The organism is Buttiauxella izardii (assembly GCF_003601925.1).
Classification (GTDB): Bacteria; Pseudomonadota; Gammaproteobacteria; order Enterobacterales; family Enterobacteriaceae; genus Buttiauxella; species Buttiauxella izardii.
Window position 1 is genome coordinate 240089 of sequence record NZ_QZWH01000006.1, and the last position, 19990, is coordinate 260078.

16 protein-coding genes, 1 other RNA gene and 1 pseudogene are annotated in these 19990 nt (G+C 50.0%); 11 read left to right on the forward strand and 7 right to left on the reverse strand.

Annotated features, from left to right (window positions below):
• Positions 1-60: 60 nt before the first annotated feature.
• The gene (gene ppsR / locus D6029_RS04330; protein ID WP_120063580.1) at positions 61-894 is read right to left on the reverse strand and encodes a posphoenolpyruvate synthetase regulatory kinase/phosphorylase PpsR; all 834 of its coding nucleotides are present in this window, start codon (positions 892-894) and stop codon (positions 61-63) included.
• 319 nt (positions 895-1213) lie between these two features.
• Here ppsR and ppsA point away from each other — a divergent pair, with 319 nt between their 5' ends.
• On the forward strand, positions 1214-3586 hold the full coding sequence (gene ppsA, locus D6029_RS04335; RefSeq protein ID WP_120063581.1) for a phosphoenolpyruvate synthase: 2373 nt from the start codon (positions 1214-1216) through the stop codon (positions 3584-3586).
• A 76-nt stretch (positions 3587-3662) separates the two neighbouring features.
• Here the strand turns inward: ppsA and D6029_RS04340 are convergent, their stop codons facing one another.
• A complete protein-coding gene (locus tag D6029_RS04340) occupies positions 3663-5060 on the reverse strand; it encodes a glycoside-pentoside-hexuronide (GPH):cation symporter (protein WP_120063582.1) in 1398 nt (465 codons plus the stop codon).
• A gap of 309 nt (positions 5061-5369) precedes the next feature.
• On the opposite strand from D6029_RS04340, the gene D6029_RS04345 reads away from it, so the two are divergent.
• The gene (locus D6029_RS04345; protein ID WP_120063583.1) at positions 5370-7742 is read left to right on the forward strand and encodes a glycoside hydrolase family 3 N-terminal domain-containing protein; all 2373 of its coding nucleotides are present in this window, start codon (positions 5370-5372) and stop codon (positions 7740-7742) included.
• 147 nt (positions 7743-7889) lie between these two features.
• Here the strand turns inward: D6029_RS04345 and rprA are convergent.
• Together rprA and ydiK are read right to left on the reverse strand one after the other, a co-directional pair.
• Positions 7890-7994: antisense sRNA RprA (gene rprA / locus D6029_RS04350), an RNA gene on the reverse strand.
• A gap of 213 nt (positions 7995-8207) precedes the next feature.
• Positions 8208-9302, reverse strand: a complete 1095-nt coding sequence (gene ydiK / locus D6029_RS04355) for an AI-2E family transporter YdiK (RefSeq protein ID WP_120063584.1) — start codon at positions 9300-9302, stop codon at positions 8208-8210.
• Positions 9303-9505: 203 nt separating this feature from the next.
• Here ydiK and ydiJ point away from each other — a divergent pair, with 203 nt between their 5' ends.
• Complete coding sequence (gene ydiJ / locus D6029_RS04360) at positions 9506-12562, forward strand: D-2-hydroxyglutarate dehydrogenase YdiJ (RefSeq protein WP_120063585.1); 3057 nt, start codon at positions 9506-9508, stop codon at positions 12560-12562.
• Positions 12559-12969 carry a 1,4-dihydroxy-2-naphthoyl-CoA hydrolase gene (gene menI, locus D6029_RS04365; RefSeq protein ID WP_120063586.1) on the forward strand — a complete coding sequence of 137 codons (411 nt, stop codon included), beginning with the start codon at positions 12559-12561 and terminating at the stop codon, positions 12967-12969. The genes ydiJ and menI overlap by 4 nt, the downstream gene beginning before the upstream one ends.
• Here the strand turns inward: menI and nadS are convergent, their stop codons facing one another.
• Complete coding sequence (nadS, locus tag D6029_RS04370; protein ID WP_120063587.1) at positions 12970-13260, reverse strand: NadS family protein; 291 nt, start codon at positions 13258-13260, stop codon at positions 12970-12972.
• 53 nt (positions 13261-13313) lie between these two features.
• A pseudogene (locus D6029_RS04375) lies at positions 13314-13628 on the reverse strand (type II toxin-antitoxin system RelE/ParE family toxin); the annotation flags it as partial.
• Between the two features lie 275 nt (positions 13629-13903).
• Here D6029_RS04375 and nudI point away from each other — a divergent pair.
• From nudI to D6029_RS22490, 5 genes are all read left to right on the forward strand, one after another.
• The gene (gene nudI, locus D6029_RS04380) at positions 13904-14329 is read left to right on the forward strand and encodes a nucleoside triphosphatase NudI (RefSeq protein WP_120063588.1); all 426 of its coding nucleotides are present in this window, start codon (positions 13904-13906) and stop codon (positions 14327-14329) included.
• A gap of 34 nt (positions 14330-14363) precedes the next feature.
• Positions 14364-15677, forward strand: a complete 1314-nt coding sequence (locus tag D6029_RS04385; RefSeq protein ID WP_120063589.1) for a sensor histidine kinase — start codon at positions 14364-14366, stop codon at positions 15675-15677.
• Entirely contained in the window at positions 15677-16291 is a 615-nt protein-coding gene (locus D6029_RS04390; protein WP_120063590.1) for a response regulator transcription factor, read from the forward strand. Before D6029_RS04385 ends, D6029_RS04390 begins: the two co-directional genes overlap by 1 nt.
• A 101-nt stretch (positions 16292-16392) precedes the next feature.
• Positions 16393-16893, forward strand: a complete 501-nt coding sequence (locus D6029_RS04395; RefSeq protein WP_120063591.1) for a GlcG/HbpS family heme-binding protein — start codon at positions 16393-16395, stop codon at positions 16891-16893.
• Positions 16894-17057: 164 nt separating this feature from the next.
• The gene (locus tag D6029_RS22490; protein ID WP_167455966.1) at positions 17058-17219 is read left to right on the forward strand and encodes a hypothetical protein; all 162 of its coding nucleotides are present in this window, start codon (positions 17058-17060) and stop codon (positions 17217-17219) included.
• A 78-nt stretch (positions 17220-17297) separates the two neighbouring features.
• On the opposite strand, the gene D6029_RS04400 is transcribed toward D6029_RS22490, so the two are convergent.
• The gene (locus tag D6029_RS04400) at positions 17298-17612 is read right to left on the reverse strand and encodes a hypothetical protein (RefSeq protein WP_120063592.1); all 315 of its coding nucleotides are present in this window, start codon (positions 17610-17612) and stop codon (positions 17298-17300) included.
• 435 nt (positions 17613-18047) lie between these two features.
• Between D6029_RS04400 and sufA the strand changes: the two genes are divergently transcribed.
• The gene (sufA, locus tag D6029_RS04405) at positions 18048-18416 is read left to right on the forward strand and encodes a Fe-S cluster assembly scaffold SufA (RefSeq protein ID WP_120063593.1); all 369 of its coding nucleotides are present in this window, start codon (positions 18048-18050) and stop codon (positions 18414-18416) included.
• Between the two features lie 8 nt (positions 18417-18424).
• On the forward strand, positions 18425-19909 hold the full coding sequence (sufB, locus tag D6029_RS04410; RefSeq protein ID WP_120063594.1) for a Fe-S cluster assembly protein SufB: 1485 nt from the start codon (positions 18425-18427) through the stop codon (positions 19907-19909).
• Positions 19910-19990: the final 81 nt, after the last annotated feature.

The following is a 19990-nucleotide window of genomic DNA, read 5'->3' on the forward strand; positions in this document are numbered from 1 at the left end:
ATCGTTACCACCAGATTGCGTACACCCTACCATACAAAATTGCACCTTTGAACTAGTTTGTTAGTACATGCGGCGATTCAGACCCATGATATCGAGGATCTTAGTCGCCATCTCTTCAACGGAATAATTGGTGCTGTTGAGGTAACGAATTTGGTTCTTGCGAAACAGCGCTTCCACTTCCGCCACTTCAAGGCGGCACTGGCGCATTGACGCATAACGGCTGTTTTCGCGACGTTCTTCGCGGATGGCGGCGAGGCGTTCTGGGTTGATCGTCAGGCCAAACAGTTTGTGTTGCAGCGGTTTGAGCACCGCAGGCAGTTGAATATTGTCCATATCATCGGCAATAAACGGGTAGTTTGCGGCACGGATCCCAAACTGCATCGCCAGATACAAACTGGTTGGCGTTTTCCCGCAGCGCGACACGCCGAGCAAAATCACCTGCGCCTGGTCGAGATTACGCATTGAAATGCCGTCATCATGCGCCAGCGTGTAATCAATGGCGGCGATACGCGCATCATATTTGATTAAGTTGCCTGGATTCAGGCCATGAGTTCGGTGGGCAATCGGCGTTGGCTCAAGCTTCAATTCTTGCTGCAAAGGCGCAACCAGCGCTTGCACGATATCCTGACAAAAACCTTCACTTTGCAAAATAATGTCGCGAATTTCCGGTAAAACGATGGAGTAGAACACCAGCGGACGCACGCCAGATTGCTGGTAAATAGCATTAATTTGCTCTTTCACCGCATTGGCCCGACTTTCGTTTTCGACAAACGGCAAGGTAATACTGTTTATCGCCACTGGGAACTGCGACATCACCGCGTGACCGAGCACTTCAGCGGTAATCGCGGTGCCGTCGGAAATATAAAAAACCTGTCTATCTACAGAGTTATCCATTTTTCAATCCTGAAAGTTTCGACCTTCGCTGAAGCATAAATTAAAACTTAGCCTGATGGATCATTCTCATTTCATTTTTAAAAGTGAAACGTGGTTTTTATTTTTAATGAAATCACTGGTTCATTTTTATAATTGCATTAACCCCTTATTAAAATAGGGATTAAATTAAGAATCAATGGGTTATGCAAAAGGTAAATATATCTGAAAATTTCAAATTTTTATTTTGCTTGAACGATTCACCCGTTTCACTACGCCCTACAAATATGCCAATCTAAAAGAGATGTAATACCCATTCATCTATCACAAAAGGATTGTTTCGATGTCCAACTCGTCACCGCTGGTGCTTTGGTACAACCAACTCGGCATGAATGATGTAGACAGGGTCGGGGGCAAAAATGCCTCTTTGGGTGAAATGATTACTAACCTTTCAGGCATGGGTGTTTCCGTGCCGAATGGTTTTGCCACCACGGCCGAAGCGTTTAACTTGTTTCTTGACCAAAGTGGCGTGAACCAGCGTATCTATGAGCTGCTGGATAAAACGGATATTGATGACGTGACTCAGCTTGCAAAAGCGGGCGCGCAAATCCGTCAATGGATAATCGATACGCCATTCCAGCCTGAGCTGGAAAAGGCCATTCACGACGCCTACGAACAACTTTCCTCAGACGATGCTGATGCTTCCTTCGCTGTGCGTTCCTCCGCCACCGCCGAAGACATGCCGGATGCGTCGTTTGCCGGACAACAAGAAACTTTCCTCAATGTGCAAGGTTATGACGCGGTATTGATTGCCGTGAAACACGTCTTTGCGTCCTTGTTTAACGACCGCGCTATTTCTTATCGCGTTCACCAGGGTTATGACCACCGTGGCGTTGCGCTCTCTGCGGGCGTGCAGCGTATGGTGCGTTCGGATCTTGCTTCTTCCGGCGTACTGTTCTCCATCGACACCGAATCTGGTTTCGACCAGGTGGTGTTTATCACCTCCGCTTATGGCCTGGGCGAAATGGTGGTGCAGGGCGCGGTCAACCCGGACGAATTCTACGTTCACAAGCCAACGCTTGCGGCGGGTAAACCGTCGATTGTGCGCCGTAATATGGGTTCTAAAAAAATCCGTATGGTGTACGCGCCAAGTCAGGAACACGGTAAGCAAGTGCGCATCGAAGATGTGCCGCAGGCCGACCGCGATAAATTCTCTATCACGCCGGAAGAAGTGCAGGAACTGGCGAAACAAGCGGTACAAATCGAGAAACACTATGGCCGCCCGATGGATATCGAGTGGGCGAAAGACGGGCATACGGGCAAGTTGTTTATTGTTCAGGCGCGTCCGGAAACCGTGCGTTCGCAAGGCCAGGTGATGGAGCGTTACCAGCTGCATTCTCAGGGCAAAATCATTGCTGAAGGGCGTGCCATCGGTCATCGCATTGGCGCGGGGCCGGTGAAAGTGATTCACGACATCAGTGAAATGAACCGCATTCAGCCGGGCGACGTGTTAGTCACCGACATGACCGACCCGGACTGGGAACCGATCATGAAAAAGGCGGCGGCTATTGTCACGAACCGTGGTGGACGTACTTGCCATGCGGCGATTATCGCCCGTGAACTGGGTATTCCGGCAGTGGTCGGCTGCGGCGACGCCACCGAACGCATGACGGATGACCAGAATGTGACGGTTTCTTGCGCCGAAGGCGACACCGGTTATGTCTACCAGGAACTGCTGGATTTCAGCATCAAGAGTTCCACCGTCGATACCATGCCGGATCTGCCGCTCAAAATCATGATGAACGTCGGCAACCCGGACCGCGCCTTTGATTTCGCTTGTTTACCGAACGAAGGTGTGGGGCTGGCGCGTCTGGAATTCATCATCAACCGCATGATTGGCGTACACCCGCGTGCGTTGTTGGAGTTTGATCAGCAAGAGCCTCAGATTCAAAACGAAATCCGCGAAATGATGAAGGGTTATGACGACCCGGTTGAGTTTTATGTTGGCCGCCTGACGGAAGGGATCGCCACACTCGGCGCGGCCTTCTGGCCGAAGCGAGTGATCGTGCGTCTTTCTGATTTCAAATCTAACGAATACGCCAACCTGGTCGGCGGCGAGCGTTATGAGCCGGAAGAAGAAAACCCGATGCTCGGCTTCCGTGGCGCGGGGCGTTATGTTGCTGATAGCTTCCGCGACTGCTTCGCGCTGGAATGTGCGGCGATGAAACGCGTGCGTAACGAAATGGGCCTGACCAACGTCGAAGTGATGGTGCCGTTTGTCCGTACCGTGGCGCAAGCCAAAGCTGTGGTTGAAGAACTGGAACGTCAGGGGCTGAAACGCGGTGAAAACGGCCTGAAAATCATCATGATGTGCGAGATCCCATCGAATGCCTTATTGGCCGATGAGTTCCTGCAATACTTCGATGGTTTCTCAATCGGTTCTAACGATATGACTCAGTTGACGCTGGGGCTGGATCGCGATTCTGGCGTGGTTTCTGAACTGTTTGACGAGCGCAACGATGCGGTGAAGGCACTGTTATCGATGGCGATTAAAGCGGCGAAGAAACAGGGTAAATACGTTGGGATTTGTGGTCAGGGTCCGTCCGACCATGAAGATTTTGCCGTGTGGTTGATGGAAGAGGGGATTGATAGTCTTTCTCTGAACCCGGATACCGTGGTGCAAACCTGGTTGAGCCTCGCAGAAACGAATAAGTAAAAAAAAGCTCCTCATTGTGAGGAGCTTTATTATCTCGTAGGTCGGATAAGCGCTTGCCCGACCTACCATACATTTATTACAAGGTTCCTGGCGTCATCACTCCAGTGACTTCGCTCTCGCTCTGGAATCTTCCTTCGCGAAGGTCGCTCACCACCACGTTCATTCTCTCTTCGGTCAGTTTGTAATAACGAATCGAGATAGCGGTAATCAAGTAGAAAATAGCGGGCAGTACGGTAAACAGAATCAACACACCCTGCACAGCTTCGGCAGATTGCTGTTCAACGCCAGCCTGATAACCAAATGCCGCCAGACCCCAACCGGTTAATGCACCACCAATCGCGACACCTAATTTAATAATGAAGATATTTGCTGCGACGTTCATACCGGTAATACGGCGCTGGGTTTTCCATTCGCCATAGTTATTGGCATCGGTAATCATTGACCATTGCAGCGGGGCGTTAATGCCTTGCAGTATATTCAGGAATATATGCACCAGGAATGCGGGAATCCAATAATTGGTTGGCAGTACGAGGAATAATAATCCGACTAATGCGCTCAGTACGTTAATCCAAATAGAGGCGCGGATTTTACACATCCAGCCACCGAGATGTTTGGCAAACAAACTACCAAATACGGCGGCAATCGTTGTGGCAAGCATAAACATCGAAATAATGCCACTACCTTGATTGAGGATATATTGCACAAAGTAAACTAACAGGCTGCCACGAACCACCACACCGCACAGCATCGCCAGGTTATAAACCGACAAAATACGCCACTGATCGTTTTTTAATAATACTTTCACGTCACGCATTATATTCAGGTTTTCTTCTTTCACTGGCGTAATACGTTCGCGAGTAGTAAGGAAACAGATCAGGAACATGATGCAGCCAATCACGCCAAAGAGGCCCATCGCCCATTGCATACCGGCAGCTCTGTCGCCTGGCGAGATAAAATCAGCCAACGGCAGAATCAATGCTGTACCCATCGCACCGCCAATAGGCGCTATAGCGAAACGCCAGGATTGCAAAGACAAGTTTTCTTTTGGGTCAGAAGTAATAGCGGCACCCAGCGAGCAATAAGGGATATTAATCGCCGTGTACATTAGCGTCATGAATATATAAGCGAGGACGGCATAAACAATTTTACCGGTTTGCTCAAAGTCTGGCGTTGAATAAACCAGCACACAACTTACAGCAAAGGGAACGCAGATAATCAATAACCATGGGCGGAAACGACCCCAACGGCTTTTAGTCTGGTCGGCAATTGCACCCATAATCGGGTCGGTAATCGCATCCAATACCCGGACAACTAAAAACAGTGTCCCCATTACGGCTGGGGGTAAGCCATAAATGTTGGTGTAAAAATAAGCCAGAATAGCGACGGAGGAATCAAAAACGATGTGGCTTGCCGCATCGCCAAGGCCAAAGCCCAGTTTTTCTTTGTTGGTAATTTTTTCAGTAAGCACGGACATGCATCCACCTTTATTAAAATCACGAATATGGCACTAGTTATATGTTGTGAATGTTAATTGGAGTATTGTAATTTTTCATTTGTGTTTTATGTTTCTTATCAAATGTGACGGAGTTATCTCTAAATCCATTTTCTTTGTACAGAAAAGTCCTGATTCCCTGTCTATTTTTGAATCCCGTCACACTTATGGCTAAAAACCAAAAAACGTAATCTCACTGGTTATTCTGGCAATTGTTCCCCGCGCTATACATCACTCATATTGATGATTGGATCTCATCTTTGCGAACGCCTGAATTGAAAAGGGGAATATATGTCTGCCATTTACCAGGATGCTCACCGCCCAATAAACGAAAGAGTCGTTGATTTACTCACCCGTATGACGCCGGAAGAAAAATTTGCCCAAATGCATGCCTACTGGCTGATTTTATCCAGCGACGGCAACCACCGGGAACGCACCGATTTGAGCGATGAGTTTTCCGGCGTCACCGAACAGGCAGCACTTTCGGAGCGTTTAAAGCTGGGCATCGGTCAAATCACCAGGCCGTTAGGCACGCATATTGTGGATGCAAAAGAGGGCGTTCGTGCCGCTAACCGCTTACAGAAAACGCTGGTGGAAGAAACCCGACTCGGCATTCCTGCCTTGTTCCATGAAGAGTGTTTAGTCGGATTGTTATGCAAAGACGCCACGCTGTTCCCGTCCTCGCTTAACTACGGTTCCACCTGGGATTTGGAACTGATTGAGAAAGCCGCCGCCGCGATTGGCGAAGAAGCTCGTTCGACGGGTTGCCACCAGGGTTTGGCACCGGTTCTTGATGTATCGCGTGATGTGCGATGGGGGCGCACCGAAGAAACATTCGGTGAAGATCCGTGGCTGGTGGGCATGATGGCGACGCATTACGTCAAAGGTTTGCAGGGCAAAAACCGTGACTTATTAGCCACTCTCAAGCATTACGTCGGCCACTCGTTTAGCGAAGGCGCACGTAATCACGCCCCGGTTCATCTGGGCTTTTGCGAATTAAACGATACCTTCCTGCTGCCATTTGAAATGGCGGTAAAACTGGCGAACGCCGGTTCAGTGATGCCCGCTTACCACGATATTGATAACCAGCCGGGGCATTCGGACGAATTCCTGATGACCACCGTTTTGCGCGAGCAATGGGGCTTTGACGGGCTGATTGTGGCGGATTACGGCGGCGTGAGTTTGTTGCATCAGCACCACGGAATTTCACACGATGCGGCTGAGTCCGCGGCGCTGGCGTTTAACGCCGGGCTGGATGTGGAATTGCCAAAAGATGATTGCGCCCGTCATTTGGCTGAAGCCGTGGAACGCGGTTTGATTTCAATGGCAAAGGTCGATGAAATCGTCAGCCGTGTATTAAAGGAAAAATTCCGCCTTGGACTGTTTGAACATCCTTATCGCGACGAAAATGGCATTGTTTTGCAAAGCGAATCGACCAAACAAATCGCCCGCGACGTGGCGACGCGTTCAATAACGCTGCTGGAAAACCACGGCATTCTGCCCCTGCAAGGCAAACCTCGCGTGGCGGTAATCGGCCCGACGGCGGACGATCCTCTGGCGTTATTGAGCGGTTATAGCTTCCCGGTACATCTCATCATCAGCGACATGCTGGAACAAACCTCGCAAGTCACCACGCCTTTGGAAGCCCTGCGCGAGCAACTGGGCAGCGACAACGTTCGTTACAGCAAAGGCTGTCACATTATCGAAAAACGTATGGCGGGCGCACCGGTATTCCCCGGCGATAGCGGCGGAAAACCAATGCAGTCATCGCCTGTTTCACGCGATATTTCTCTGATTCCTGACGCCATAAAAACAGCTGAACAAAGCGATGTGGTGGTGCTGTGCGTCGGTGATTTATCCGGCCTGTTCCAGAGCGGCACCGTGGGCGAAGGCTCCGATACCGACAGCCTGGAATTGCCTGGCGTACAGCAACAATTGCTTGATGAATTAGTCGCGACCGGGAAACCCGTAATCGTGGTGATGACCGGAGGGCGACCTTACAATTTAGGCGGCCAGGAAGATAAAGTCGCCGCATTACTGATGGCTTGGGCTCCGGGACAAGAGGGCGGATATGCTATTGCCGATGTGCTGACCGGACGCGCAGAACCTGGCGGACGGCTGGTGGTTTCCATGCCGAAAAGCGCGGGTGCCGTACCGTATTACTACAACCACAAACTGAAAAGTGGCGGCACGCCGTTTGCTTTCCATTTTGGCTCGCGTTACCCGTTTGGCTACGGCAAAACCTGGACCGAGTTCGACTACAGCCCTCTGCAAGTTGAAAGCGACAGTGTTCCCAACGACAACGGCGTGGTGAGTGTCAGCGTCATCGTTCGCAACAGCGGAACCGCAGCTTGCAGCGAAGTAGTGCAGGTTTATGTTCACGACAAAGTGGCATCAATGGTGCGCCCGGTGCAGGAATTAAAAGCCTTCCAGCGCGTGCATCTTGAACCCGACGCCAGCGCGAAACTCACCTTTAACATCCCCACCGATATGCTGAACTTCACTCGCCGAAATGGTGAGCGCGTCGTGGAACCGGGCGAGTTTGAAATTCGCATCGGTGCATCGAGTGCTGATATCAGAAGTGTTGGAGTCGTCAAGGTTACGGGCGAAACGCGAGTGATTAACGGAAATTGGCGCATGGTAAGTGATTGTAAGGTTTTATAATCACGAATTTAATGCGTGCCCTAAATAATTCGAGTTACAGCAAGGCGGCAAAGGAACTCATCCCCAGGAGCTTACTCAAGTAAGTGACTGGGGTGAGTGAGTGCAGCCAACGCCGCTGTAGCGCGAAGTATGACGGGCAAACGATATGCAAAAAAAAGCCCATCAGTGATGGGCAAAGACTACACACAGCAATTCGTTGTTTCACTCAGGGGATTTCCATGCTTATAAATCAATGTGTTGATTCATAGCCATGGACTAATAGTAGGCATCTCGACTTTGAGCGTCACTCGGATTCGTCTCAATAGTTAATAAGAAGTTAACGGTTGAGATCACATTACGGCATGTTTGTAGAATCAAAGGGTTAAACAGAAGATTAAAAGCGGGGGATTGATAAGCTTTGTTAATCAGTTTGCCTGTATTGCTCCCCATCCGGGCGAGCAACACAGGCTTTAACGTCTTTTATTCTTATCCTTCGAGAATTTCTACCACTTCATTTGGGTCATCTTGTGGCGGTGGGGCTTCGTGCATCCATACCGAAATTAAACGATAAGAGACTGCCAACAGAACTGGGCCGATAAACAGGCCAATCATGCCAAAGGCAATCAAACCACCGATAACGCCAGACAGAATCAGGATCATCGGCAAATCGGCACCCATGCGAATCAGCACAGGGCGGATAAAGTTATCCATCGTCCCGACCACACAACTCCACACCAGCAACACCGTGCCCCAGGTGGTATCACCGGTCCAGTACAACCAGGCAATAGAAGGAACCAACACCAGCAACGGGCCGATTTGCACCAGGCAACACAGCATCATCACTACGGTTAACAGCGTGGCATTCGGAATACCTGCAATGGCTAAACCCACACCACCAAGTACCGACTGAACCAACGCGGTAACAACCACGCCCAGCGCAACGGCGCGAATCGCTTGCCCTGCCAGTAGCACCGCAGCATCACCACGTTTACCCGCCAGACGGAATGCAAAGTGACGAATACCATTACCCAGCGTTTCACCTTTGGCATACAGCAGCACGCTGAACAGCAACATCAGGCCGCAATGCATCAGGAAGCTTCCAACGTGGATTGCCTGGCCGAGGAACCAGGTTGTCGTGGTGCCAATATAAGGGCGAATTTTCGCCATAATGGCGCTGCCGCCGCTATCAACCAGCGCATTCCAGCCGGCATAAAGTTTGTCGCCTACCAATGGAATGGTATTAAGCCAATCAAACTTCGGCAGTTCCATATTGCCTTTGGTCGCCCAATCAATAACCGGGCCGCTGTTATCCACCAGACTATTCACCAACAGAGCAACGGGGATCACGAATAACATCAATAGCAACAGCGTCATCACCAGAACGGCAAGCGAGCGTTTGCCCCATAGCAATTTCTGAAATTTGAGCATCAGCGGCCAGGTGGCGATAACGATCGTGCCAGCCCAGGCAAAACCAAGCACAAAGGGGCGGACTATCCACAAACAGGCGATGATCATCACCGAGATAAACAACACCGACAGCAGGATTTGTAGCAGATCCTTTGGCTGAGTCACTTTAACCATAGATAAAATCCCTTAATTACTGATAACGGGCAAAACGCCACGTTAAAACCGCGAAGCGGATGGGTTAATGATGATGTATTTCCTCGATTTTGGACAGGGACAAAACAGACGGGATTGTCTGAATAAAATGTGTTAAAAAATAAATGGAAGCAAACGCAAACGATAACTCACAACTTATAACGTCAGGCAGGGTCGACCCACTAATGATCCCACAAATTTCTCAGGCACCTGGACTCGTTCAATTGGTGCTCAATTTTTTGCAGGCACTGGAACAACAAGGTTTCACCGGCGATACCGCCACCAGCTACGCTGACCGGCTGACAATGGCCACTGATAACAGCATTTATCAACTGTTGCCGGATGCCGTGTTATTCCCCCGTTCAACAGCCGATGTCGCGCTACTAACAAGGCTCGCCTCGGAAGATCGTTTCAAATCTCTGGTCTTTACGCCAAGAGGCGGCGGCACTGGCACCAACGGCCAGGCGCTGAACAAAGGCATCGTCGTCGACATGTCGCGCTACATGAACCGCATCATCGAAATCAACCCTGAGCAGGGTTGGGTGCGCGTCGAAGCGGGCGTGATCAAAGATCAGCTCAATCAATATCTCAAACCTTACGGTTACTTTTTCGCACCGGAACTCTCAACCAGCAACCGCGCAACCCTGGGTGGGATGATCAACACCGATGCCTCCGGGCAGGGTTCGCTGGTCTATGGCAAAACTTCCGACCACGTGATGGGCGTGCGCGCGGTGCTGTTAAACGGCGATATTCTTGACACACATCCTATGTCGACAGCGCTCGCCGAAGAGATGGGGCGCGATGACACCTCGACCGGCAAGATCTATAGCACCGTGCTTGAACGTTGCCGCGAACAGCGCCAGTTGATTATCGATAAATTCCCAAAACTGAACCGCTTCCTGACCGGCTACGATCTGCGCCATGTCTTTAACGACGACCTCACGCAGTTCGATTTGACGCGTATTCTCTGCGGCTCTGAAGGCACGCTGGCGTTTATTACTGAGGCGAAGCTGGATATCACGCGCCTGCCAAAAGTGCGCCGCCTGGTAAATATCAAATATGACTCTTTCGACTCGGCCCTGCGTAACGCACCATTTATGGTGGAAGCGAAAGCCTTATCCGTCGAAACCGTCGATTCCAAAGTGCTCAATCTGGCGCGGGAAGATATCGTCTGGCATTCAGTCAGTGAATTAATCACCGATGTTCCCGGCAAAGAAATGCTCGGCCTGAACATCGTTGAATTTGCCGGCGACGACCTGGAATTAATCGAAGGGCAGGTTGCGTCACTGTGTGAACGCCTTGATTCATTGATTTCACAAGGCGAAGGCGGCGTAATTGGCTGGCAAGTTTGTACTGAACTGGCTGGCATTGAGCGCATCTATAACATGCGTAAAAAAGCTGTCGGCTTGTTGGGTAATGCCAAAGGTCAGGCGAAGCCGATTCCTTTTGCGGAAGACACCTGTGTGCCACCGCAACATCTGGCTGATTACATTACCGAATTCCGCGCATTGCTCGACAGCCATCATCTGAGTTACGGCATGTTCGGCCATGTTGATGCGGGTGTTTTGCACGTGCGCCCGGCGCTGGATATGACCGATCCGCATCAGGAAGTGCTGATGAAACGCATTTCTGATGATGTGGTTGCGCTAACCGCGAAATACGGCGGTTTGTTGTGGGGCGAACACGGCAAAGGGTTCCGCGCCGAATACAGCCCGGCGTTCTTTGGCGAAACGTTGTATGAAGAACTGCGCCGCATCAAAGCAGTATTCGACCCGGATAACCGTTTAAATCCAGGGAAAATCTGCTCGCCGTTGGGCGTTGACGATCCGATGATGCAGGTTGATGCCGTCAAGCGTGGCACTTTCGACAGGCAAATTCCTATTGCTACGCGTACTTCATGGCGTGGGGCGATGGAATGCAACGGCAACGGTTTATGCTTTAACTTCGACGTGAAAAGCCCAATGTGCCCGTCGATGAAAATCACCAGCAACCGCATTCACTCGCCGAAAGGGCGCGCAACATTAACTCGTGAGTGGCTGCGTTTACTGGCGGATCGCGGCGTCGACCCGGACGCACTCGAAAAACAACTGCCAGAAAAACGCGCCAGCCTGCGGGGGTTAATCGAACGGACGCGCAACACCTGGCATGCAAATAAAGGCGAATACGATTTTTCACATGAAGTGAAAGAGGCGATGTCTGGCTGCCTGGCGTGCAAAGCGTGTTCCACGCAATGCCCAATCAAAATCGACGTGCCGGAATTCCGCTCGCGGTTCTTGCAGCTTTATCACACTCGCTATTTGCGCCCGATGCGTGACCATCTGGTGGCAACCGTTGAAAGCTACGCACCGCTGATGGCGCGCGCACCTAAGACATTTAACTTCTTTATTAGCCAGCCGTGGGTGCGCAATCTTTCGGCTAAACACATCGGCATGATTGATTTGCCGTTGCTCTCTACGCCGTCGCTACAGCAGCAACTCGTCGGACACACTTCAGCGAACACCACGCTTGAGCAGCTCGAAAGTTACAGCGCTGAACAACGTGCCAGAACGGTGCTGGTGGTGCAGGACCCGTTCACCAGTTATTACGATGCACAAGTGGTCGCCGATTTTGTGAAGCTGGTTGAAAAACTCGGCCTTGATCCAGTGGTATTGCCATTCTCACCAAACGGTAAAGCTCAGCACATCAAAGGTTTCCTGCAAAAATTCGCTCGCACTGCGCGCAAAACCTCTGAATTCCTCAACCGTATTTCAAAACTGGGGATGCCAATGGTCGGTGTCGATCCGGCGCTGGTGCTGTGTTATCGCGATGAATACAAGCAGACGCTTGGCGAAGAACGCGGCGATTTCCACGTTCAACTTGTTCACGAATGGCTGCCGGATGTGTTGGCAAACCGTGAGTTAACGACGGTGGGCGGTGAATCCTGGTATTTGTTTGGTCACTGCACAGAAGTCACTGCGCTGCCAACTGCACCAAACCAATGGGCGGCAATATTCGCACGTTTTGGTGCGAAGCTTGAGAACGTCAGCGTCGGCTGCTGTGGCATGGCGGGAACCTACGGACACGAAGTGAAAAATCACGCCAATTCGTTGGGCATTTACGAGCTTTCCTGGCATCAGGCAATGCAACGCCTGCCTCGCCAACGTTGCCTGGCAACCGGTTATTCGTGCCGCAGCCAGGTAAAACGCGTGGAAGGCAACGGCGTGCGTCATCCGCTACAAGCATTACTGGAGATTATGGGATGATCTGGCGACGTGAAGTAAACCTGGAAGCGCTCAATAAAATGGGCGCGAACAACATGGTTGAACATGTTGGCATCGTTTTCACCCGCATTGGTGAAAACGATCTTGAAGCCACCATGCCAGTCGATAATCGTACCCGCCAGCCGTTCGGCCTGTTGCACGGCGGCGCATCTGTGGTTCTGGCGGAAACGCTCGGTTCTGTTGCCGGGTATCTATGTACCGAGGGCGAGCAGAAAATTGTTGGCCTGGAAGTCAACGCCAACCATCTGCGTTCCGCGCGTGAAGGCATGGTGCGCGGCGTATGCAAAGCGGTTCACGTCGGGCGCAGGCATCAGGTCTGGCAAATTGAAATCAGCGACGAACAAGGGCGGCTTTGTTGTACATCGCGGCTGACGACGGCGGTGGTGTAATTAAATTGCCAGCAGCACATTAATCAGCGCCGGGTTATGTTCGAGCATCAGCAATATTTTTAGTGATGACCCGGACGGGATTCGGCGCTTTTGCTCCCAGCTTTGCACCAGCGAAGGGCTAACACCCACCGCCTGGGCAAATTCTTCTTGTTTTAGCCCGACATTTTCACGCAGGGCTTTAACATCTGGCAGAGGGTGCCGATGGACTCGTGCTGGCTGCATTTCACCTTTTTCAATCGCCACCATCTCTTCCATGCTTTGCACAAGATCGTTGAAAAGTTGCTTATCCATAATGTCACCCTTAAATTTTCTTCGTGAAAATCAGACAGCGCCTGATCGAGTTGATGTATCAACCGTTTAAGCACTGTTTTCTCAGCTTCGGTCATATCCTCTTTGACGTTCTTCGCGTAAATCGTCAACAGATAGAGTTTTCCTTTTTCAGTCACCGCGTAGTAGATAACTCTGACACCACCCCGTTTACCCGTTCCTGGCCGATTCCAGCGCAGTTTCTTACAGCCCCCGGTATTTCTTATGGTGTCACCGTCAACATGCTGTTTCAGGAGATATACCTGTAATTGCTGGAAAGTCTCATCATCCAATAAGTGCTCACGCTGCCTGAAAAACGTCGGTGTCTCTATAAATTCGAAATATTCCATCATCTGAGTTGTCCTTGAGAGGTATTTTTAATCGTACTCGGTGCGAGTGTCAAGGTTTGGTTTCGTACTTGGTACGAAATTTTATCCATCGTTCGAAGCAGTATTGGCTACGAATCTGTGACTCTAATTTCATTGCAAGCGTAAAAACAAATTCATGAATAAACTCCGGAAAGCGCCTCGCAAATAATTAATTCTCAGCGTCATAAGCGCTATGCGGGGTGAGACTCGCTGGCCCATTTCTGCTAACGTTTGCGAAATAAAAGACATCAGGAGGTCGTATGCGTCAGAGAGTTATCGTTTGTCCCATCATCGAAAATAATGGTGAAGTGTTGCTGTGTAAGATGGCAAACGATCGCGGTGTTTTCCCTGGGCAATGGGCATTATCTGGCGGCGGAATGGAGCCAGGTGAACAAATGGAAGAAGCTTTGCTGCGAGAAATTGGTGAAGAGTTAGGAACACAACTGCAAATTACCAGTATCAAGCCCTGGACCTTCGCCGATGATGTGCGCGTGAAAACTTACGCTGACGGCAGTAAAGAAGAGATTTATATGATTTACCTGATGTTTGACTGCGTGAGTGCCAACCGCCTGGTGGCCTTTAACGAAGAGTTTCAGGAAATCGCCTGGGTTAAACATTCCGACCTCAACAACTATGATTTAAACGAAGCGACGAAAGTGACATTCAGCAAGAAAGGCTGGATTTGATTCCCAATCAACTATTTCCTGATTAAGGAACGCAATGCTTAAGGTACTCATTTGGCTGATTTTGACTGCGCTGTCGGGTAGCGGCGTGGTCGTTTATGCGTTGCATCAGCAATATGAGGAACAAAGTGCCGAGTTCCGTATTTTGTACCGTGACATTACCGTTAAACTCTCGCAAAACGATGTGATTCTCGCACTGCTTTCTAACAGCAGCGACCCTGCGGTGGTGCAACAAAAATTCCCCTATATTTTGCGCTGGCAAACCAAACCCCATAAACCTCCACGCCCGGATATCAATCCCGCACGAGCCGGGACCTACTGGATTAATTCTCCGCAAGGCTCTCTGTTGATTGATTTACCTAAGCTGTTGGCTGATTTCGTGCATTCACAGAAATTTCATCACTTTAGTTTGAGTTGGCAGGGAACGCCGCTTCTCAGTCAGGGCGCGGAAGGGAAAAAAGATAGGTGGCGTTGGGAAAAACAGATCGCCAGCCCTTCGCAGCCGCTTAATCTGCTGGTGACCAACAATCCGGATTGGCGAGCTTTGCCGTGGTTTGTTCTGCTGTTAATCGGTATTTTCTGGGCTGCGGTTATCTACTTTTATAATCAGTATCAGGTGACTAAACGGCAGCGCTATATTGCTGACTTACGCGCCCATTATTCAGAGTTGGCGCGGTTGAATGCGATGGGGGAAATTGCGGCGGGTATGGTGCATGAACTGAATCAGCCGCTGACGGCGATTCTCAGTTATTCGCAAACGGCGCAGCGATTGATTAAAAACCAACAAGCGGAAAAAGCGCAGCCCCTGCTCGATGCTGCGGTGATGCAAACCAAGCGGATTAGCGCTTTGCTGCTGGCGTTTCGGGAAAAATTGCACAGTGATGAACAGGTTTTACAACCGGTCAATTTACGCCAGGTTTGGGAAAGAGTGGTGATGCTGTTGGGCAACGAAATCGAGCGTGGAAAACTCAGCATTATTAATCAGATTCCTGATTCGTTGCCGCCGCTCACCGCCTCGCCATTGGGTATTGAGCAAATCTTCCATAACCTGCTTAATAATGCGATTCAGGCGCAGCAGCAAACAGACAAACCCTGGGTCGCGATTAATGCAACACAGACGTCGGACAGCATTATGCTGACCGTTACGGATGGCGGGCCAGGTCTGTCCGAAGTGGCGTTACAACAGGTCTTTATGCCGTTCTTTACGACTCGCAAAGAGGGGCTTGGGCTAGGAATGGCGCTGACGGAAACGTTGGTGCAGCGCTTAAATGGCAGAATTCAGGTTGAAAACAGTGCCACTGGCGGGGCATGTTTCACTTTAGTTTTCCCTCTCACTCAACAGGAGGCGTGATGGCGCAATGTATCTATTTAATTGATGACGATGAAGCCATCCGCTGCTCATTGACGGCACTTTTGGCGACGATGGGTTGGGAAACGCAATCCTATGAAAGTGTGCAAAGTTTCCTGGAATCTCAGTCGGAGTTGCGAAATCTGAATGGTTGCCTGCTGCTCGATATTCGTATGCCCGGTAAATCAGGCATCACGTTGCTTGAAAGCTGGGAACAAATGGGCAGCACGTTGCCGGTTATCATGATGACCGGCCATGGCAGTATTGACCTTTGTCGCCGAGCATTTAAAAACGGCGCTTTTGAATTTCTCACCAAACCGGTTGATGCTGATTTATTGATTGAAACGGTTGGGGCGGCACTTGAACAGCAGCAACAGAGTCAACAACTGCGAGAAAATCAGGCTGATTTGCAGGCAAAACTTGCCACGCTTTCTGCTCGTGAACAGGAAGTGATGGCACTGATTATTCAGGGTAAATCAAATAAAGAGATGGCTCGGGATCTTTCGCTATCACCGCGAACCGTGGAAGCGCATCGCGCCAGTTTGTTTGCCCGGCTCGAAATAAACTCGCTGGCGAAACTGATTAAAATCTACGGTGGCCTGAAGGGGATTACGTAAAATTACCTGGTTTGCCAGGTATTCGCCCGAATGGTTTTGCATCACACGGTTCGTTACCTTAACTCCTGTCAATTAATCACACCGAGTTGAGGGAATAAACCATGAAAACATCAATCTTGCTAGCGGCTGCTCTGTTCAGTAGTGCGGCGGCAATGCCAGTATTTTCCAGCAGTGTTCTGACTGAAAAGAACCTCTCTCTCGAGTTTGCTGACAAACTCGCCCAAAGCGCAATTCAGGCTTGTGGAGCTAAAAACTACAACGTAGCGGTAACGATTGTTGACCGTGCGGGTGTGGTGAAAGTGGTTAAACGTATGGATAACGCAGGCCCGCACACCGTGGAAGCCAGCCGTATGAAAGCGTATACCGCGCTGACCACCAAATCTGTCACTGGCGATGTGATGAAGAGCGCACAAGATAACGCGGGCGCACAAAACCTGCGTGATATTCCTGGCTTCCTGTTGCTCGGCGGCGGCGTGCCGGTGAAAGTGGATAACCAGACCATCGGAGCAATTGGGATTGGCGGTGCACCGGGCGGCCATTTGGATCAACAGTGTGCAGTTGACGCGCTGGAAGCGAATAAATCTGCGCTTAACGCTTCTTAATAACGAGACATTTTCAATGCTTTAGTTGCAGGCGCCTTACAGTCCTGCAACAAACCTCACCTTGATCATGGTCAAATTTTTTGTCAAAATATTACTTTAAGCGTCAAATACTTTGAGTGTTACACGGACGTTTTAAGCATTGATAAAAAAGTGAGGGAGTAAAAATGAAGTATATGGTCGCACTGGTACTGACGATGACACTATCAGGCTGTACAGCGAGTGATTGGGTTGATGCCGCTGGTGGAATTATGCAGGCCAAAGATCAAAATGAAAAAGATGCGCGTAATAAGCGCATTAAAGCCGCTAACAAAGCCGCAGGTTATTAATATTTTTCATCTTTGAAATAGCATTTGAAGTGTTCCTCTTTTGATAGCTGAAGAGGAACACGACATTAGAGAAATAACTTAGCGACTAAAAACACCCTTAGATCTTGCTTCTATGCAGGTAATATAACCAAATTGTTTCCGGTTTCCGTTCTTATCAAAAGCGACGTAAAAAGGCATAGTTTCAGCCTCTTTTTTTAACGTGTAATTGATGCAAGTCCCGCCGATTTCAGGAACATTCATCTCGCTATCCGGTTTGCCACCAGCAGCAATAACCGAACTCTTTGTCGCACCAGTGGCATACGTTGCCTGCACCACAGGGTCATTATCAAATTTCATAAAACTAAAGCTACATGCACTTAATAAAGGCACAATTAATAAAGGTGTATAGCGCATTAAATATCCTTCCGTAGAATATAGAGTAATAAAAACAAAATGATTCAGCGGGACTAAGCAATACTGGCTAAATTCATTAGCGTATTATTTTACGCAAATGATTGAACAGAACAAATATCCCGCTAATGGTCACTGTGATTAACAAATTGCTTGTACCAGCTTATCGCGCGACCAATCGCACAAATTGGTATTTTCTATACATCTTCTGTTTTCTATCGCCTAAGCTTTTTCTACGCAAATAAATCCTCTTTGTATCAGCATGTTAATAAGCCCTGAACACCGTCTGCAAGAGTTTCAGCAGGGTCTATCCTTAACTAAGACGCTTAAAAAGTCAGCATTTCGTGAATACCCCTGTTATCAGGATGTTGTATTGATAATTGTTATCATTAACATAGGGTATTGGCCTTTGGGCGGCAAAACATAAAGAGGTGAACTATGGATGTGCAAACCGGTAGCTTCGATCCCAACGACTTCGCCTGGAAGGGGCTGACGTTAACCCCTGATGCTGCGGCACATATTCGCAAACTAGCCAGCCAACAGCCGGGGTTTTTGGGCGTGCGTTTGGGTATCAAACAGACGGGATGTGCGGGTTTTGGCTATGTGCTGGACACCGTAAAAGAGCCTAAGCCTGACGATCTCCTTTTTGAAACGGACGGCGCAAAGTTGTGGGTTCCGCTTTCAGCGATGCCGTTTATCGACGGAACGGAAGTCGATTATGTGCATGAAGGATTAAACGAAATATTCAAATTCAACAACCCGAAAGCACAGCACGAATGTGGCTGTGGTGAAAGCTTTGGGGTGTAGGCGGGATTATGTCACGTAACACTGAAACGTCTGAAGAAGTGCAAACCTGGGCGGGAAGCCATTCTTATAAAGAAGGTTTTTTCACCCAGTTAAAAACCGACGAAATGGCGCACGGCATCAACGAAGATGTGGTGCGGGCAATCTCTGCGCGTCGTAATGAGCCGGAATGGATGCTGGAATTTCGCCTGAGCGCTTATCGCGCCTGGCTTGAAATGGAAGAGCCGCACTGGCTGAAGGCCAATTACGAAAAACTGAATTATCAGGATTACAGCTACTATTCCGCGCCGTCTTGTGGCAGTTGCGATGATAACTGCGAGTCGCAGCCGGGCGCGGTTCAGCAACCTGGCAGCAACGCGTATCTGACGGGCGAAGTGGAAGAAGCGTTTAAACAGCTCGGCGTGCCGGTGCGTGAAGGTTCGAATGTCGCCATGGATGCGATTTTTGACTCGGTTTCCGTCGCCACCACTTATCGTGAAAAACTCTCCGAACAAGGGATTATTTTCTGCTCCTTCGGGGAAGCGATTCACGAGTTTCCTGAACTGGTGCAGAAATATCTCGGCACCGTGGTGCCGAGCAATGACAACTTCTTTGCTGCACTAAACGCAGCAGTGGCCTCCGACGGCACCTTTATTTACGTGCCGAAAGGCGTGCGCTGCCCGATGGAGCTTTCAACTTATTTCCGTATCAACGCCGAGAAAACCGGTCAGTTTGAACGCACCATTTTAATCGCCGACGAAGGCAGTTACGTCAGTTACATCGAAGGGTGTTCGGCTCCGGTACGCGACAGCTATCAGCTGCACGCGGCGGTGGTGGAAGTCATCATCCATAAAGATGCGGAAGTGAAGTATTCGACGGTGCAGAACTGGTTCCCAGGCGATGGCAACACAGGCGGGATTCTTAACTTCGTCACCAAGCGTGCGCTGTGCGAAGGGGCGAATAGCAAAATGTCCTGGACGCAGTCTGAAACGGGTTCGGCGATTACCTGGAAATACCCGAGCGTGATTCTGCGCGGTGATAACTCCATCGGTGAATTTTTCTCGGTGGCGCTGACGGCGGGGCATCAGCAGGCGGATACCGGCACCAAGATGATCCATATCGGCAAAAACACCAAATCGACGATTATCTCGAAAGGGATCTCCGCCGGGCATAGCCAGAACAGCTATCGCGGGCTAGTGAAAATCATGCCGACGGCGACCAACGCCCGTAACTTTACCCAGTGCGACTCAATGCTTATCGGCCCGGACAGCGGTGCGCATACGTTCCCATATGTCGAATGCCGCAATAACACCGCGCAACTGGAACATGAAGCGACAACGTCACGCATCGGCGAAGATCAGCTGTTCTATTGCCTGCAACGCGGGATCGCCCAGGATGATGCTATCTCAATGATCGTTAACGGATTCTGCAAAGATGTGTTCTCGGAATTGCCGCTGGAGTTCGCGGTGGAAGCACAAAAATTATTAGCTATCAGCCTCGAACACAGCGTCGGATAAAGCCTGGACCAGCAGGCTATTTTATTTGTCATTTTGACCCGGGGCAGTGCTCAGAATCCTCACGTACTACGTGTACGCTCC

Excerpts from the sequence above, each read along its gene's own strand:
- ydiJ (WP_120063585.1), top strand. The coding sequence starts at position 9,506 with ATGATCCCACAAATTTCTCAGGCACCTGGACTCGTTCAATTGGTGCTC.
- D6029_RS04395 (WP_120063591.1), top strand. The coding sequence starts at position 16,393 with ATGAAAACATCAATCTTGCTAGCGGCTGCTCTGTTCAGTAGTGCGGCG.
- nudI (WP_120063588.1), top strand. The coding sequence starts at position 13,904 with ATGCGTCAGAGAGTTATCGTTTGTCCCATCATCGAAAATAATGGTGAA.
- D6029_RS04390 (WP_120063590.1), top strand. The coding sequence starts at position 15,677 with ATGGCGCAATGTATCTATTTAATTGATGACGATGAAGCCATCCGCTGC.
- D6029_RS04385 (WP_120063589.1), top strand. The coding sequence starts at position 14,364 with ATGCTTAAGGTACTCATTTGGCTGATTTTGACTGCGCTGTCGGGTAGC.
- sufA (WP_120063593.1), top strand. The coding sequence starts at position 18,048 with ATGGATGTGCAAACCGGTAGCTTCGATCCCAACGACTTCGCCTGGAAG.
- nadS (WP_120063587.1), bottom strand. The coding sequence starts at position 13,260 with ATGGATAAGCAACTTTTCAACGATCTTGTGCAAAGCATGGAAGAGATG.
- sufB (WP_120063594.1), top strand. The coding sequence starts at position 18,425 with ATGTCACGTAACACTGAAACGTCTGAAGAAGTGCAAACCTGGGCGGGA.
- ppsA (WP_120063581.1), top strand. The coding sequence starts at position 1,214 with ATGTCCAACTCGTCACCGCTGGTGCTTTGGTACAACCAACTCGGCATG.
- ydiK (WP_120063584.1), bottom strand. The coding sequence starts at position 9,302 with ATGGTTAAAGTGACTCAGCCAAAGGATCTGCTACAAATCCTGCTGTCG.
- D6029_RS22490 (WP_167455966.1), top strand. The coding sequence starts at position 17,058 with ATGAAGTATATGGTCGCACTGGTACTGACGATGACACTATCAGGCTGT.
- D6029_RS04340 (WP_120063582.1), bottom strand. The coding sequence starts at position 5,060 with ATGTCCGTGCTTACTGAAAAAATTACCAACAAAGAAAAACTGGGCTTT.
- menI (WP_120063586.1), top strand. The coding sequence starts at position 12,559 with ATGATCTGGCGACGTGAAGTAAACCTGGAAGCGCTCAATAAAATGGGC.
- D6029_RS04400 (WP_120063592.1), bottom strand. The coding sequence starts at position 17,612 with ATGCGCTATACACCTTTATTAATTGTGCCTTTATTAAGTGCATGTAGC.
- D6029_RS04345 (WP_120063583.1), top strand. The coding sequence starts at position 5,370 with ATGTCTGCCATTTACCAGGATGCTCACCGCCCAATAAACGAAAGAGTC.
- ppsR (WP_120063580.1), bottom strand. The coding sequence starts at position 894 with ATGGATAACTCTGTAGATAGACAGGTTTTTTATATTTCCGACGGCACC.